Consider the following 15669-nt stretch of genomic DNA (forward strand, 5'->3'; position numbering starts at 1 on the left):
TTTCTCCTCTCTCAGACTGCGGATAGAACTGTATTTTCCACAGTTTACGACATTATCAGTATACTGTGTATGAAGTATAAACACAAGAATATCTTGCAGATTTTCTGCTAAAATGCAAAAAAGACGATGCAGATACATATTTATTGAAAGAAATCACATAAATTAATAGTAATTTCTGGTAAAACGACGTGGGACATGAGCAAGGAAAAATCCAATTTTGAACATAAGATCATGGACTGGGCCGGAGTCCCAAAGGACGTAGAGCCAGGCGTCCCTGTCCTGACTGTAACAGGCAGAACGGATCTCTGCCTTGAAAACTATAAAGGGATCCTTGAGTATACAGACTCCCTGATCCGGATAAAAATACGAGGCGGGCAGATCTGTATAGCCGGCAGTCATCTGCAGATCAGAAGCTATACCGGGGAAGAGATGATCATCAGCGGCACTGTGGATATGATAGAATATATGGGACAAAAGGAGAGAAAAGATGCTTGACCAAATGATCCGGTATGTCCGTGGATATGTAAGGATCCGGGTGTCCGGCCGGTTTGCGGAACGGTTTTTAAACAGCTGCAGCCATCACAAAGTCCGGCTCTGGGAACTTAAGCCTGTTCCGGAAGGCTACGAAATGAATCTTTTCCTTTCGGGTTTTCGAAAAATGCAGCCGGTCATCAAAAAAACGGGGATCCGGTTCGTCATTATCAAACGGATCGGTTTTCCGTTCTGGATCTATCAATACAGGAAACGCCATTTCTTCTTTCCCGGATTCTTTTTGTGTATCCTGGCAGTTTATTTCCTCTCTTCACATATCTGGGGGATCGAATTTTCCGGAAACCTGACCCATACAGACGCATTGCTTTTGAAATATCTGGAATCTGAGAACGTACACAGTGGAATGAAAAGATCCGCCGTTGACTGCGCAGGCATTGCAGAAGACATGCGCAAAACCTTTCCGGACATTGTCTGGGTATCGGCGTCGCTGGACGGATCCAGACTGAAGATCCAGATCAAAGAAAACGACGGTTATCTGGAGTCTTCAGAAGAAACGGAAGAAGAAACAAAGGGAGCGTCGGCGCCCATGGATCTGACGGCGGATATGGACGGTGTGATAACGGATATTATTCCCAGGGAGGGCGTTGTCATGGTCACCGAAGGGACAGAGGTGAAAAAAGGAGATATCCTGGTGTCCGGTTATGTTCCTGTCCTGAATGACCAGAAAGAAATCATCGCATACCAGGAACATAAGGCCGATGCCCGGATCATTGCACAGGTTTCTCTGGACTACCGGGATCAGATCCATCTGTTTTATACGCACAAGCAATACGATCTGGTAAAAAAACAGATGCAGTTTGTGCAGCTCGGGTCCGTCCGGTTTCTGTTCGGGAGTATCCGTCATTCTTACTCATACTGGACGATGGAAGGGGAAGAACGGCAGATCCATATCGGAAGTCTGATGCTTCCTGTAACCTACGGATCCCTGACGATCCGCCCCTATCATCCGGACGCCAGAAGATATACCACCCGGGAGATCAGACAGCGTCTGACTGAGCGTTTTGTGCGGTATAAAAGCGATTTAGAGAAAAAAGGGGTAGAAATTATCGAGAATGATGTTAAAATATACACAGAGTCTGAAGAGGCTGTTGCCGCAGGAAGACTGAAAATCCTCACACCGATCGGAGTGCTGAAGGAATCAGAGCCTTTGCCCGTACCGGAGGAGGAAAAGGAGAAAGATACATGGGATTTACAGAATCAGTAATGGAGATACCCGCCGAACATCAGCGCAATGTGTTCGGCCAGTTTGATACATTTGCAAAGAAAATAGAACGGACTTTCCGCGTTACGCTGATCGCCCGGGAAGAGCATGTAAAGATCATGGGCGAGGCTGCAGCTGTGGAGAAGGCAAGAAAGGTGCTGTCACAGCTGACGGAACTGTCAAAACGGGGAAATACGATCCAGGAGCAGAACGTGGATTATACCATGTCGCTTACCATGGAAGATAATGAAGAGAGCGTGCTGGAGATCGATAAAGACATTATCTGCCATACGCTGCAGGGGAAACCGATCAAGCCCAAGACTCTCAACCAGAAGAATTATGTGGACGCGATCCGACGTCAGATGATTGTCTTTGGCCTTGGCCCCGCCGGTACGGGAAAAACCTATCTGGCAATGGCAATGGCGATCACCGCTTTTAAGAACAACGAGGTAGGACGCATCATTCTTACAAGACCAGCCATAGAAGCAGGAGAGAAGCTGGGATTTCTGCCAGGGGATCTGCAAAGTAAGATCGATCCCTATCTCAGGCCGCTTTATGATGCCCTTTACCAGATCATGGGAGCGGAAAGCTTCCTGAAAAATTCCGAAAAAGGTCTGATCGAGGTGGCGCCTCTTGCCTACATGCGCGGGCGCACACTGGACAATGCCTTTATTATCCTGGATGAAGCGCAGAATACGACGCCGGCGCAGATGAAGATGTTCCTGACCCGTATCGGTTTCGGCTCCAAAGTGGTGATCACCGGAGACGCTACACAAAAAGACCTGCCTTCGGGGCAGATCTCCGGACTGGACGTGGCAGTTTCCGTTGTGAAGAATATTGAAGATATCAGCATCTGTAATCTGACCAGCAAAGACGTTGTCCGCCATCCGCTGGTCCAGAAGATCGTTAAGGCCTATGAAGATTATGAAAGACACGATAACCGGGGACGAAAGAAATCCGTCCGGGAGAAGAGGAGACATTCATGACACTTTATTTTGAAGAAGAAGGAGAGATCAGGCTTCCGATCCCCTGTGAAGAAACGGCCCGTCTGGCCATAGAGACTGCGCTTGATGTGCTCGACTGCCCCTATGAGACGGAAATAAATCTTCTTTTGACCACCAGTGAACAGATCCGGGAAATGAACCGGGAATTCCGGGACATTGACCGTGCCACAGATGTACTGTCCTTCCCGATGATTGATTTTCCCGTGCCGGGGAATTTTGAAGGCCTGGAAGAGAAGGACGATTGTTTTGATCCTGAGACAGGTGAACTGACTCTTGGAGATATCGTGATCTCCAAAGAGAAGGTTCTGGAGCAGGCAGAGGCTTACGGTCATTCCGTTTTGAGAGAATTTGCTTTTTTAATCGTTCATTCTGTGTTACACTTAACAGGATATGATCATATGGAGGATGAGGAGCGCGCCTGTATGGAGGCCCGCCAGAGAGAGATCATGGAGCAGGCAGATATCCTCCGCTGATCAGACAGTATCAAAGACGAAAGACAATTTGGAGTAATATATGACTGCAAAACAAAAAGAAAAAAACTTCATGGTGCAGGGATCGATCCTGGCCATCGCAGGCGTGATCACAAAGATCATCGGCGCGGTCTACCGGATCCCTCTTATGAATATTGTGGGCGACGAAGGAATGGGATACTATAATGTTGCGTTTTCCATCTACACAGTGGCCCTTACTCTTACGTCCTACAGCCTGCCGCTGGCAGTGTCCAAACTAGTGTCCGCGCGTATTGCGGTAGGACAGTATCGAAATGCCTATAAAGTTTTTAAGGGTGCTTTTACCTTTGCCCTTTTATCCGGAGGCCTTGTGGCGCTGATCATTTTCTTTGGCGCGGAATTTATCGCCTCCAATATCATGTCAATGGATATGAGTGTTTACGCTCTGCGGATCCTGGCGCCCTGTATCCTGGTAGTCGCGCTTCTTGGCGTGCTTCGCGGATTTTTCCAGGGAAATGGTTCTATGGTCCCGACAGCGGTTTCCCAGATCCTGGAACAGATCGTCAATGCGGTTGCCTCTATCGCAGGGGCTTACCTTTTGCTTCAGGTGGGACTCGGGTTTGCAAAAACCAGCGGAAATGATTCCTTTGGCCCTGCTTATGCGGCGGCCGGCGGTACGGTCGGAACCATTGCCGGCGCTTTCTTTGCGCTGGTCTTTATCGCACTTCTCGCATCGGCCTATATGAAGATTTTTAAAAAGCGGATGCGCAGAGACAGAAGCCGCAGAAAAGAAAGCTACCAGCAGGTTTACCGGGTGCTTTTTATTACCATTGCTCCGGTAATCTTAAGCGCGACAGTCTCGAACATCAGTGATTTCGTCGACAATGCGTTATTTAATAATATCATGGCCGCACAGGGATACGAAAAGACGGAATATGCAAGTCTTCTTGGAATCCTGGGCGGACAGTATACAACCATGATCAATGTGCCTCTGTCTGTGGCAACGGCCCTGGGAGCTTCCCTTATTCCCAGTCTGGTTGCGACTGTCCAGACGGGAAGCCGTAAACAGATCCATCAGAAGATCACTTCTGTCATCCGGTTTAATATGTGTATTGCCATCCCCTGCGCCATGGGATTTCTTGTACTGGCAAGACCGATCCTGGATCTGTTGTTCTTTACCCAGGATAATGAGACGGCTGCAAGAATGCTCCAGCTTGGCGCCATTTCCGTTGTGTTCTTCTGCCTTTCCACAGTGACCACTTCGGTGCTCCAGGGACTGGACGATATGATTACTCCGGTAAAGAATTCAGCGATCGCACTGGTGATCCATGTGCTTTCCCTGCTGTTGATGATGGTAGCCTTTGAATGGAATATTTATGCTGTCGTATTAAGTAAGATCGTATTTTCCGGAGCCCTGTGCATCCTGAATGCCCATGCTTTACGGGAACGGATCAGCTATGTACAGGAACAGAGGCAGACCTTTGTGATCCCGGCCGCGGCATCTGCGGTAATGGGTATCGTCACGCTGGTCGTACATCTTCTTTTTGAACTGTTTGTGGGAGAGCATGTCGCAACGATCATTGCCATTCCAGTTGCAATGGCCGTTTATGCGGCAGCGATCGTTCTGTTCGGCGGAGTTTCACAAGAAGAGATCCTGGATATGCCAAAGGGTGCGAAAATGGTTGCGATCTGCCGGAAATTACATTTGTTCAGAGGAGAATATTAAAAGAACATGAGACCAATGAAGAAAATAGCCCTGCTCCACGATCTGTGCGGAGTGGGGAAGGCCGCACTGACCAATATGATGCCGATCCTAAGCGTAATGGGGATCGAGTCCTGCCCGATCCCTACGATGCTGTTATCTACGCATACCGGCGGATACGGGACACCGGCTGTTGCAAGGATCCCGGCAGAATATATCCGGAACTGCGCGGATCATTTCAAAAACCAGGGCGTAGAGTTTGACGCGATTTTCATCGGATATCTGGGACATATGGAGGCCATCGACGCAGTCATTTACTTTGTGGAACAGTTTCCGGAAACCAGGGTGATCCTGGATCCGATCATGGGCGATCACGGCTCTTATTATCAGAATTTTGATGAAACCTATGCAGCCGCTCTTCGCAGGCTGTTGCCCTATGCGGATATCATACTTCCCAATCTGACAGAATGCTTTCTGCTGACCGGAAGACCGTATCAGATTACCGGCGATCACCGCAATGTGCTGACTCTTTGCAAAGAACTGGAAGCATACGGCGCAAAAGATATGGTGATCACCAGCGTTCCAAAGGACGACTGTCAGAAAGGGATCGTTCTCTATGAAAACCAGGCGTTTTTATATCTGGGAAACGGACAGGTCTTAAGCGAATACCACGGCACAGGCGATGCTTTTGACGGAATGTTTCTTGCAAAACTTCTGCAGGGCTACACGCTTCTGGAAAGTGTACAGGCCTCTCATGCATTTGTCTGCGCCTGCATACAGGAAAGCGAAAAATACAATTATCCGGAACGGGAAGGACTGCTGATCGAGAAAACCTTGCGAAAGCTTGTATAAAACATATGATTTTCAGCCAATACTGTACTAAAAAAGGAGTTATCTGTATGAGAAACAAGTATGGTATTGGTTTTTTTACGGCAGCGATCGTTCTGTTACTGGTGCTGACCTGCGCATATCAGTTCAGTTATTATAAGGCCAAAGAACGGGCGGCGCTGGAAGCAGAAGCAAAAGAAAAAACAGAATCCATCGCCACAGAAGGAGAGGCATCCAAAGAAGATGGATTTTACCTGATGGAAGTCAACGGATATCTCGTGGTTTATCTGGGCGACCGCAAGACGCCTTATGAATATACGGATATTCCTTATGACGAACTGCCGGCTCTTGTGCGGGAAGAAGTAAGAAATGGAAAGTATATAAAAAATGCGGAAGAACTCTATGGTTTCCTGGAAAATTATTCCAGCTGATCAGGAACATATGGACACCTTCCACCAGATAGTGTAAGATAGGGAAAGCGAAAGAAACGAGGAGTATTACATGGACAAACAAAAGATTGCAAGGATCAATGAATTATATCACAAATCAAAAGCAGAAGGGCTGACTGCGGCAGAGCGCAAAGAACAGCAGATCCTCCGCAGGGAGTATATCGATGCGTTTAAGCGGAATCTCCGCAGCCAGTTAAATCAGATCTCCATCCAGGAGGTGGATGGAAGCATCACGGATCTGGGACAGAAGTTTGGAAACCGGGAGGAATAAGTATGGATACAACAAATCTGGACATCAATCTTTCAGACAACATCCCGGAAGACGAGACCGGACGCCAGTATTATTACATAGAAAAGGCAAGACTATACGTACAGGAACTTTCACAGAGGATCGGACGTCCTCTGACTTTTTGCGTGACCACTTTCGGCTGCCAGATGAATGCAAGAGATTCTGAAAAACTCAGAGGGATCCTGAAGGAGATCGGCTATCTGGAAGCAGAGGAGGAAACAGCGGATTTTGTGATCTACAATACCTGTACTGTGCGGGAAAACGCCAATACCCGCGTGTATGGACGGCTCGGACAGCTGAAACCCCGCAAAAAACAGAATCCGTATATGATGATCGGTCTGTGCGGCTGTATGATGCAGGAACCGGAAGTCATTGAAAAATTAAAGAAAAGCTATTCTTTTGTAGATATTATATTTGGCACGCATAATATTTTTAAGTTTGCAGAACTGATCGTCCAGAGATTTTCTTCTGGAAAACCGGTGATCGATATCTGGGAAGGCACCGATGCGATCGTGGAAGATCTGCCGAATCAAAGAAAATATTCTTTTAAATCCGGAATCAATATTATGTTCGGATGCAACAATTTCTGCAGCTACTGTATTGTCCCATATGTACGCGGACGGGAGCGGAGCAGAGAACCACAGGCGATCTTAAGAGAAATCCGGCGGCTTGCCGACGATGGTGTTGTAGAGATCATGCTGCTTGGACAGAATGTAAATTCTTACGGCAAGACACTGGACCATCCAGTTACCTTTGCCGAACTTCTTACGGAGATCGAAAAAATTGACAAGATCAAAAGAATCCGCTTTATGACTTCCCATCCCAAAGATCTTTCCGATGAACTGATCGAAGTCATGAGCCGGTCCACAAAGATCTGCCGGCATCTTCATCTGCCGGTCCAGTCCGGAAGCAGCCGGATCCTGCAGAAAATGAACCGGCGCTACACAAAGGAACAATACCTTGAGCTGACGGAGAAGATCCGGAAGGCGGTTCCCGGTATCTCTCTTACCACAGACATCATCGTAGGGTTCCCCGGCGAGACGGAGGAGGATTTCCAGGAAACTCTGGATCTGGTAAGAAAAGTAAGGTATGACAGCGCCTTTACGTTTATCTATTCCCGCAGAACCGGCACCCCTGCTGCCAATATGGAAGATCAGGTCCCGGAGGATGTTGTAAAGAACCGCTTCCAGAGACTGTTAAAAGAAGTGCAGGACATTGCCTCGGAAGTGTGTGCCGTTCACGAAGGGACAACTCAGGAGGCCCTGGTAGAATCCCTCAGCGAGCATGATCCCTCCATGGTCACCGGAAGACTGAGCAACAATCTGCTGGTACATTTCCCGGGAGGGGAAGAGCTGATCGGGAAACTGGTTCCTGTGTATTTGAAAGAATGCAAAGGATTTTATTATCTGGGAGAACTGGCCGGATAATACTTATATTTTATGTAAAAAACGCTCACACTATGAACTGTATGACGATAGTGAGGGCGTTTTTTATGAGAAAGATCAGCGAGTATGCATTTTTATGGGGACTGGGAGGCTGTCTCTATTACAGTTTTGAACTTCTATTCCGTGGGTTTTCCCACTGGACCATGTTCCTGCTTGGAGGCATCAGCCTTTTGTTCTGTACCATACAGGGACAGATCCTGAAGTGGGAGGATCCGCTGTGGATCCAGATCCTGAGGTGTACGGTATTTGTCGTATCACTGGAATTCATAACCGGGATCATTGTGAATAAATGGATGGGACTCGCCATCTGGGATTACACCGGTCTGCCGCTGCAGCTTTTTGGACAGATCTGCCTGCCGTTTGCCGTGATCTTTTCCGGGCTGTGCGCTTTTGCGATCCTGGCCGGCGGATATCTGGCCTGCTGGCTTTTTCAGGATATCCGTCCCCGCCTGCATTTTCTATGACAAAATCTCTTTCTTATTCTTGACAGAAATGCTATAATAAAATGTAAAAATTCAGACAGAAGAGGAGAAAAAACGTGGCTGAACTTACACCGATGATGCGGCAGTATATGGAAACCAAAAAAGAGTATCCTGACTGCATCTTGTTTTATAGACTGGGCGATTTTTATGAAATGTTTTTTGACGACGCGCTGACTGCGTCCAAAGAACTGGAGATTACGCTGACTGGAAAAAACTGCGGTCTGGAAGAAAGAGCGCCCATGTGCGGAGTCCCCTATCATGCAGTGGACGGTTACCTGAACCGGCTGGTATCCAAAGGATACAAGGTGGCGATTTGTGAGCAGATGGAGGATCCTGCCACAGCGAAGGGACTGGTAAAAAGAGACGTGGTCAGGATCGTCACACCGGGAACGAACCTGGACACACAGGCGCTGGATGAATCCAGGAATCAGTATATTATGTGTATCGTTTACATTGCAGACCGGTACGGCCTGTCCGTGGCGGATGTAACAACAGGCGATTATTTTGTCAGCGAGATCGATGACAGTGAAAAATTATTTGATGAAATTTACCGGTACATGCCCTCAGAGCTGATATGCAATGAGGCTTTTTATATGAGTGGGATGGATCTGGATCTTCTGAAAGAAAAGCTGGGGATCACCATCTATACGCTGGACGCCTGGTATTTTGATGATGAGATCTGCGCGCGTACGCTGAAAGATCATTTCCATGTGGGAGCACTGGAAGGCCTGGGGCTTGCAGATTATGACTGCGGCGTGATCGCGGCGGGAGCACTTCTGAAATATCTTCTGGAGACGCAGAAACAGGATCTGTCCCATATCACCGGGCTTACGGTATACGCCAGCGGAAAATATATGCTGCTGGACAGTTCCACACGCAGAAATCTGGAGCTTTGCGAGACTCTCCGGGAAAAGCAGAAAAGGGGATCGCTTCTCTGGGTCCTGGACAAGACGAAAACCGCGATGGGAGCCCGTACCTTAAGGAAATACATCGAACAGCCGCTGATCCGGAAAAAAGATATTGAAGAACGGCTGGATGCAGTAGCTGAGTTAAAGGATCAGGCCATTTCCAGAGAAGAGATCCGGGAATATCTTTCCTCGGTCTATGATCTGGAACGGCTGATGTGCAAAATCACGTATCAGTCTGCCAATCCCAGAGACCTGATCGCTTTTGAGCGTTCTCTTTCCATGCTGCCGCACATCCGGTGCATCCTTCAGGATATGTCTTCCACCCTGTTAAAAGAGCTGTACCAGGAGCTGGATCCTCTGGAGGATCTGTGCGCGCTGATCCAGAAGGCCATTGTAGACGATCCGCCGATCGCGATGAAAGAGGGCGGCATTATCAAGGATGGTTATCACGAGGAAGTAGACCGTCTCCGGACCGCCAAATCCAAAGGAAAAGAATGGCTGGCAAGGCTGGAAGAGCAGGAACGGGAAAAAACAGGGATCAAAAACTTAAGGATCCGTTACAACAAAGTGTTCGGATATTATCTGGAGGTTACCAATTCCTTTAAGAATCTGGTGCCGGATTACTATACACGCAAGCAGACGCTTGCAAATGCGGAACGTTATATCATACCGGAATTAAAGGAACTGGAAGACACCATCCTTGGGGCGGAGGATAAGCTTTATGCCCTGGAATACGAATTATACAGCGAAGTCCGGGATGCGATCGCCGCTGAAGTTCTGAGGATCCAGAAAACGGCCAAGGCCGTCGCTCAGATCGATGCCTTTGCTTCTCTTGCGCTTACGGCAGAACGCAATCAGTACGTAAGGCCAAAGATCAACGAAAAGGGTACGATCGACATCCGGGACGGCAGGCATCCGGTGGTGGAAAAGATGATCCCCTCGGAAATGTTTATTGCCAATGACACCTATCTGGACGATAAGAAAAACCGGATCTCCGTGATCACCGGCCCGAACATGGCGGGAAAATCTACATATATGCGGCAGACCGCACTGATCGTCCTGATGGCCCAGATCGGTTCTTTTGTTCCGGCATCCAGCGCAAACATCGGACTGGTGGACCGGATCTTTACCCGCGTGGGGGCTTCTGATGATCTGGCAAGCGGCCAGAGTACATTTATGGTAGAGATGACAGAAGTGGCAAATATCCTGCGCAATGCTACCAGCAAGAGCCTTCTGATCCTGGACGAGATCGGACGGGGGACCAGTACCTTTGACGGATTAAGTATCGCCTGGGCGGTGATCGAACATATCAGCAACAGTAAACTTCTGGGAGCAAAGACTCTGTTTGCCACCCACTATCATGAACTGACAGAGCTGGAGGGCAAGATCAGCAATGTAAATAATTACTGCATTGCCGTCAAAGAAAAAGGGGACGACATTATCTTCCTTCGGAAAATTGTAAAAGGCGGAGCTGATAAAAGTTATGGAATACAGGTGGCAAGACTTGCCGGCGTTCCGGAATCTGTGACCAGCCGCGCAAAAGAGATCGTGGAAGAACTGGTGCAGGCGGATATCACGACACGGATCAAGGATATTGCCGTTCAGGGCGGCGAGAAGCCAAAGATCAAGGCAAAACATTACGACGAAGTAGACCTTGCCCAGATGTCTCTTTTTGATACCGTCAAGGATGACGATGTGATCCAGGAGATCGAGGATCTGGATCTTGCCAACCTGACGCCGATCGATGCGTTAAACACACTGTATCAGCTGCAGAACAAATTAAAAAACAGGTGGTAAATTATGAGTAAAATACAAGTACTGGATCCTGTCACCATTGATAAGATCGCGGCCGGTGAAGTTGTAGAGCGGCCGGCCTCTATTGTAAAAGAACTGGCGGAAAACGCCATAGACGCAGGCGCCACCGCCATAACCGTGGAGATTGAAGAGGGCGGGATCTCTTATATCCGGATCGCGGACAATGGATGCGGGATAGAAAGAGAAGAAGTTCCGTCCGCATTTCTCCGTCATTCCACCAGCAAGATCCGTACCGTGGATGATCTGATACATATCCATTCCCTTGGATTCCGTGGAGAGGCTCTCTCCAGTATCGCCGCGGTCTCCCAGGTAGAACTGATCACAAAAACAGCAGAAGAGACCTTTGGAACACGATACCGCATCGCTGGCGGGAAAGAAGAAGGGCTGGAGGAAACCGGCGCAAAAGACGGAACAACCTTTGTGATCCGGCAGTTATTTTATAACACACCGGCCCGGCGTAAATTTTTAAAAACGCCTATGACAGAAGCCAGCCATGTCAGCGAATTGATGACCCGTATGGCGCTGTCGCATCCGGAAATATCGTTTCAATTTATCAATAACGGCCAGTCCAGGATCCATACCTCCGGGAACGGCAGCTTAAAAGATGTGATCTATCACATTTACGGTCGTGAGATCGCCATGAACCTGATCGAGATCCAGACAGAGGCAGGAGATGTGAAGATATCTGGTTTTCTTGGAAAACCTGTAATATCCAGAGGAAACCGTAATTTTGAAAATTATTTCATCAATGGCAGATATGTAAAAAATCAGATCGTATCCAAAGCCATTGAGGATGCTTATAAGGATTTTACCATGCAGCACAAATATCCTTTTGTTGCGCTGCAGATCACGATGCCGGGCGAGGAGGTTGACGTCAATGTGCATCCTGCGAAGCTGGAGATCCGTTTCCAGAACCAGCAGGCCGTCTATAATGCTGTTTATGAGGCTGTGGACCGCGGGCTTCGAAAGGAAGAACTGATCCCCCAGGTTAAACTGGAGGAGCCAAAGGAAATCCCCAGAGCCGATGTACCATCTCCCGCGCCAGCGCCAATGCCAAAGAAAGAGACAAAACCACCGCAGGCTCCTGCAAAAGAGGAGCGGAACCTGGACTACTTCATGCAGAAAATGAAGGAACGGGTGGCCGCCTATCACAACCGGGAGTCGTCAGCCGAAGTGGCGGCAAAAGATCAGATCTTCCGTCCCTTACAACAGGCGGACCGCATCCGGGAAGCTGCAGTTTACGCGAACCTGTCCTCAGTTGGAGAAAAAGCGGAAAAAAAGATGGAAAATAAGACAGGAGAACAGGAACCACCCCGGCAGATGGATCTCTTTGAAGAAAAATTCCTGGACCGGGAGATCCGCGCAGAATATCATTTGATCGGACAGGTGTTTGACACCTACTGGCTGGTAGAATTTCAGGATAATCTATATATCATAGATCAGCACGCGGCCCATGAAAGAGTGTTATACGAACGCACGCTGAAAAGCATGAAAACCAGAGAATATACGTCTCAGATGATCAGTCCGCCGGTGATCCTGGATCTTGGCATGCAGGAGGCGGCGCTTCTTAGAGAATACATGGACCGTTTCCTGCGGATCGGCTTTGAGATCGAAGAATTCGGACAGGATTCTTTTGCGGTACGCGCTGTCCCGGACAATCTTTTCAGTCTGGCGAAAAAAGACCTGCTCCTGCAGATGATCGACAGTCTGTCCGATGAGGTAAGCCGGAAGCTTTCTCCGGAACTGATTGATGAAAAGGTGGCTTCCATGTCCTGTAAAGCGGCGGTCAAAGGGAAAATGAAACTTTCAGCCGCAGAAGCGGACGCTTTGATCGGAGAACTTCTGACACTGGACAATCCTTATCACTGTCCCCATGGAAGACCTACGATCATTGCCATGAGCAGACGGGAACTGGAAAAGAAATTCAAGAGGATTGTATAATGATGAAACAACCATTAGTGGTTCTGACCGGGCCTACGGCAGTGGGAAAGACCAGACTGTCGATCAACCTTGCGAAAGCAGTCGGCGGAGAGATCATTTCCGCGGATTCCATGCAGGTCTACCGGTATATGGACATTGGATCGGCCAAGATCCGTAAAGAAGAAATGGAAGGGGTTCCCCATCATCTGATCGATGTACTGGACCCCAGAGAAGAATTTCATGTACAGAAATTTCAGCAGATGGCAAAAGCTTCCATGGAAGGAATTTACGAAAGAGGACATATCCCTATCCTCACCGGAGGAACAGGATTCTATATCCAGGCCGTGCTGTATGATATTGATTTTACAGAAGAAGAGACAGGCGGATCCTGCCGGAAAGAGCTGGAGCAGTACGTCAAAGAACACGGGCCCCTTGCCCTGCACCGCAGGCTGGAAGCTGTGGATCCCAAATCTGCCTGCGCGATCCACCCCAATAACGTAAAAAGAGTGGTCCGCGCGCTGGAATATTATGAACAGACCGGGGAGCAGATGTCTTTACACAATGAAAAGGAGCGGGAAAAAGCATCTCCTTATTCCTTCGCCTATTTTGTCCTGAATGAAGACCGCAGGAAGCTTTATGAAAAGATTGACCGCCGGGTGGATCTGATGATGGAAAAAGGCCTTGTGAACGAAGTGCAGAAATTAAAAGACATGGGGTGCGACAGCCATATGGTATCCATGCAGGGACTGGGATATAAGGAAGTGCTGGCGTATCTGAACGGGGAATACAGTCTGAATGAAGCCGTCTATCGTATCAAACGGGACACCAGACATTTTGCAAAAAGACAGATCACATGGTTTAAGAGGGAGAGAAATGTGATCTGGGTAACAAAAGAAGCATTTCAGAATGATGAAACGAAGATCCTGGCTTTTATGCTGGATCATATCGAGAAATTGGAGGGAGTATCATGTTTCAGAAATTATTCGGGGGATCCAGATTTTTAAAAAGAATGAATACCCTGCTGGAAATCTATGCCTGCAGCCACAATGCCAGTGCAACGTACCGGGAGCTTCTCCGCCTGAAGCCTCTGATCCGGACAGAGGGGGAGAGAGCGCTTTACGAACTGAACCGGGCATCTCTTTTATACGATATGAAAAAATTCCGCGAAGCCGCGGATGTGATCGTAGAAATTCCGGCTTTAAATCCGGAATTTGACGCAAGGTGCGCTTCGCTTCGGACCAAGATCATGAATGCGATGTAAACCAGGCACAACAGATAGAAAAGATAGAGAGGAAACCATTTATGTCTTTGATCACAGAAGAATTATACCGCCAGATGGGAATCCGCAGAAGTGTTGTCACTTTTGGGGAATCCGTCTGCGAAGAATTGAAAGAACGCTTTGACGCCATTGACGCCATTGCAGAATATAATCAGTTGAAGGTTATCCACGCCATGCAGAAGAACAGGGTCAGCGACGCCTGCTTTCAGTTTGCCAGCGGGTACGGATATGACGACCTGGGAAGAGATACGCTGGAAAAGGTTTATGCAGATATCTTTCATACCGAGGACGCGCTGGTTCGTCCGCAGATCACCTGCGGGACTCATGCCTTAAGCCTTGCGCTTGCCGCAAACTTACGTCCCGGGGACGAATTGTTATCCCCGGCAGGAAAGCCGTATGACACCCTGGAGGAAGTGATCGGGATCCGCCCGTCCAAAGGATCGCTGGCGGAGTATGGGATTACTTATTCCCAGGTGGATCTGCTGGAAAACGGATCATTTGATTATGAAGCGATCCGGCGTGCGATCAATGAAAAAACCAGGCTGGTGACCATCCAGAGATCCAAAGGCTACCAGACCCGTCCAAGCTTTTCCGTAAAGCAGATCGGCGAGCTGATCGCTTTTGTAAAAGAGATCAAACCGGAAGTGATCGTTATGGTGGATAACTGCTACGGAGAATTTGTAGAGACAATCGAACCCAGTGATGTCGGAGCGGACATGGTAGTGGGTTCTCTGATCAAAAATCCAGGCGGCGGGCTTGCTCCGATCGGCGGATATATTGCCGGACGCAAAGATCTGATCGAGAATTGCAGCTACCGGCTGACTTCTCCTGGACTGGGAAAAGAAGTCGGCGCTTCTCTGGGGATCATGCAGTCTTTCTACCAGGGACTGTTCCTGGCTCCAACCGTGACCGCAAGCGCTCTGAAAGGAGCCATTTTTGCCGCGAATATTTATGAACGCCTGTCGTTTCCTGTGATCCCCGACGGAACAGAAGACCGGCATGATATTATCCAGGCAGTTACCTTTGGGAAACCGGAGGGCGTGATCGCTTTCTGCCGGGGGATCCAGGCTGCTGCCCCGGTAGATTCCTATGTCACGCCAGAACCGTGGGCGATGCCCGGATACGACAGTGATGTGATCATGGCGGCGGGAGCCTTTGTCCAGGGCTCTTCGATCGAACTGTCCGCCGACGGCCCCATCAAACCTCCCTATGCCGTTTATTTCCAGGGAGGACTTACCTGGCCCCATGCAAAACTGGGGATCCTGATGTCGCTGGAATATCTGGTCCGGGAAGAGATCGTTTCCTTATCGTAACAGACAGTACAGGATGTGAAAAAGGAGAAAACC

At 48.6% G+C, this 15669-nt stretch carries 15 protein-coding genes; all 15 read left to right on the top strand.

The features are described 5' to 3' along the window. Nucleotides 1–195: 195 nt before the first annotated feature. The 15 genes from H6A13_RS02385 to H6A13_RS02455 all read left to right on the top strand — a co-directional run bounded on the left by H6A13_RS02385 (nucleotide 196) and on the right by H6A13_RS02455 (nucleotide 15636). Nucleotides 196–495 carry a YabP/YqfC family sporulation protein gene (locus H6A13_RS02385; RefSeq protein WP_204908026.1) on the top strand — a complete coding sequence of 100 codons (300 nt, stop codon included), beginning with the start codon at nucleotides 196–198 and terminating at the stop codon, nucleotides 493–495. Continuing rightward, entirely contained in the window at nucleotides 488–1756 is a 1269-nt protein-coding gene (locus H6A13_RS02390; RefSeq protein ID WP_204908027.1) for a sporulation protein YqfD, read from the top strand. Before H6A13_RS02385 ends, H6A13_RS02390 begins: the two co-directional genes overlap by 8 nt. After that, complete coding sequence (locus H6A13_RS02395; protein WP_204908028.1) at nucleotides 1735–2739, top strand: PhoH family protein; 1005 nt, start codon at nucleotides 1735–1737, stop codon at nucleotides 2737–2739. Before H6A13_RS02390 ends, H6A13_RS02395 begins: the two co-directional genes overlap by 22 nt. Beyond that, nucleotides 2736–3230, top strand: a complete 495-nt coding sequence (gene ybeY / locus H6A13_RS02400) for an rRNA maturation RNase YbeY (protein WP_204908029.1) — start codon at nucleotides 2736–2738, stop codon at nucleotides 3228–3230. Before H6A13_RS02395 ends, ybeY begins: the two co-directional genes overlap by 4 nt. Nucleotides 3231–3270: 40 nt before the next feature. Continuing rightward, nucleotides 3271–4932: a putative polysaccharide biosynthesis protein gene (locus H6A13_RS02405; protein WP_204908030.1), complete on the top strand. Its 1662-nt coding sequence runs from the start codon at nucleotides 3271–3273 to the stop codon at nucleotides 4930–4932. Nucleotides 4933–4938: 6 nt separating this feature from the next. After that, nucleotides 4939–5760: a pyridoxamine kinase gene (locus tag H6A13_RS02410; protein ID WP_204908031.1), complete on the top strand. Its 822-nt coding sequence runs from the start codon at nucleotides 4939–4941 to the stop codon at nucleotides 5758–5760. A gap of 47 nt (nucleotides 5761–5807) precedes the next feature. Continuing rightward, nucleotides 5808–6167, top strand: coding sequence for a hypothetical protein (locus tag H6A13_RS02415; protein ID WP_204908032.1), 360 nt, complete (start codon nucleotides 5808–5810; stop codon nucleotides 6165–6167). Between the two features lie 70 nt (nucleotides 6168–6237). Further along, nucleotides 6238–6456, top strand: a complete 219-nt coding sequence (locus H6A13_RS02420) for a DUF896 domain-containing protein (RefSeq protein WP_204908033.1) — start codon at nucleotides 6238–6240, stop codon at nucleotides 6454–6456. A 2-nt stretch (nucleotides 6457–6458) separates the two neighbouring features. Next, on the top strand, nucleotides 6459–7901 hold the full coding sequence (gene miaB, locus H6A13_RS02425; RefSeq protein WP_204908034.1) for a tRNA (N6-isopentenyl adenosine(37)-C2)-methylthiotransferase MiaB: 1443 nt from the start codon (nucleotides 6459–6461) through the stop codon (nucleotides 7899–7901). Between the two features lie 65 nt (nucleotides 7902–7966). Then, on the top strand, nucleotides 7967–8383 hold the full coding sequence (locus H6A13_RS02430) for a putative ABC transporter permease (protein ID WP_204908035.1): 417 nt from the start codon (nucleotides 7967–7969) through the stop codon (nucleotides 8381–8383). Nucleotides 8384–8475: 92 nt separating this feature from the next. Beyond that, nucleotides 8476–11106, top strand: a complete 2631-nt coding sequence (gene mutS, locus H6A13_RS02435; protein ID WP_204908098.1) for a DNA mismatch repair protein MutS — start codon at nucleotides 8476–8478, stop codon at nucleotides 11104–11106. Between the two features lie 3 nt (nucleotides 11107–11109). Further along, nucleotides 11110–13065 (top strand): DNA mismatch repair endonuclease MutL, encoded by a 1956-nt coding sequence (gene mutL / locus H6A13_RS02440; RefSeq protein WP_204908036.1) that lies wholly within the window; start codon nucleotides 11110–11112, stop codon nucleotides 13063–13065. Nucleotides 13066–13067: 2 nt separating this feature from the next. Then, nucleotides 13068–14048: a tRNA (adenosine(37)-N6)-dimethylallyltransferase MiaA gene (miaA, locus tag H6A13_RS02445; protein WP_338042993.1), complete on the top strand. Its 981-nt coding sequence runs from the start codon at nucleotides 13068–13070 to the stop codon at nucleotides 14046–14048. Next, nucleotides 14012–14305, top strand: a complete 294-nt coding sequence (locus H6A13_RS02450) for a hypothetical protein (protein ID WP_204908038.1) — start codon at nucleotides 14012–14014, stop codon at nucleotides 14303–14305. Before miaA ends, H6A13_RS02450 begins: the two co-directional genes overlap by 37 nt. Nucleotides 14306–14346: 41 nt before the next feature. Further along, nucleotides 14347–15636 (top strand): methionine gamma-lyase family protein, encoded by a 1290-nt coding sequence (locus H6A13_RS02455; RefSeq protein WP_204908039.1) that lies wholly within the window; start codon nucleotides 14347–14349, stop codon nucleotides 15634–15636. Nucleotides 15637–15669: the final 33 nt, after the last annotated feature.

Source organism: Mordavella massiliensis, from assembly GCF_016902415.1.
Taxonomy (GTDB): Bacteria; Bacillota; Clostridia; order Lachnospirales; family Lachnospiraceae; genus Merdimonas; species Merdimonas faecigallinarum.

What these genes read in the sequence shown, in the direction of transcription:
- H6A13_RS02415 (WP_204908032.1), top strand. Translation starts at nt 5,808, where the DNA reads ATGAGAAACAAGTATGGTATTGGTTTTTTTACGGCAGCGATCGTTCTG.
- H6A13_RS02405 (WP_204908030.1), top strand. Translation starts at nt 3,271, where the DNA reads ATGACTGCAAAACAAAAAGAAAAAAACTTCATGGTGCAGGGATCGATC.
- mutL (WP_204908036.1), top strand. Translation starts at nt 11,110, where the DNA reads ATGAGTAAAATACAAGTACTGGATCCTGTCACCATTGATAAGATCGCG.
- H6A13_RS02395 (WP_204908028.1), top strand. Translation starts at nt 1,735, where the DNA reads ATGGGATTTACAGAATCAGTAATGGAGATACCCGCCGAACATCAGCGC.
- H6A13_RS02385 (WP_204908026.1), top strand. Translation starts at nt 196, where the DNA reads ATGAGCAAGGAAAAATCCAATTTTGAACATAAGATCATGGACTGGGCC.
- ybeY (WP_204908029.1), top strand. Translation starts at nt 2,736, where the DNA reads ATGACACTTTATTTTGAAGAAGAAGGAGAGATCAGGCTTCCGATCCCC.
- mutS (WP_204908098.1), top strand. Translation starts at nt 8,476, where the DNA reads ATGATGCGGCAGTATATGGAAACCAAAAAAGAGTATCCTGACTGCATC.
- H6A13_RS02420 (WP_204908033.1), top strand. Translation starts at nt 6,238, where the DNA reads ATGGACAAACAAAAGATTGCAAGGATCAATGAATTATATCACAAATCA.
- miaA (WP_338042993.1), top strand. Translation starts at nt 13,068, where the DNA reads ATGAAACAACCATTAGTGGTTCTGACCGGGCCTACGGCAGTGGGAAAG.
- H6A13_RS02410 (WP_204908031.1), top strand. Translation starts at nt 4,939, where the DNA reads ATGAGACCAATGAAGAAAATAGCCCTGCTCCACGATCTGTGCGGAGTG.
- miaB (WP_204908034.1), top strand. Translation starts at nt 6,459, where the DNA reads ATGGATACAACAAATCTGGACATCAATCTTTCAGACAACATCCCGGAA.
- H6A13_RS02390 (WP_204908027.1), top strand. Translation starts at nt 488, where the DNA reads ATGCTTGACCAAATGATCCGGTATGTCCGTGGATATGTAAGGATCCGG.
- H6A13_RS02430 (WP_204908035.1), top strand. Translation starts at nt 7,967, where the DNA reads ATGAGAAAGATCAGCGAGTATGCATTTTTATGGGGACTGGGAGGCTGT.
- H6A13_RS02450 (WP_204908038.1), top strand. Translation starts at nt 14,012, where the DNA reads ATGTTTCAGAAATTATTCGGGGGATCCAGATTTTTAAAAAGAATGAAT.
- H6A13_RS02455 (WP_204908039.1), top strand. Translation starts at nt 14,347, where the DNA reads ATGTCTTTGATCACAGAAGAATTATACCGCCAGATGGGAATCCGCAGA.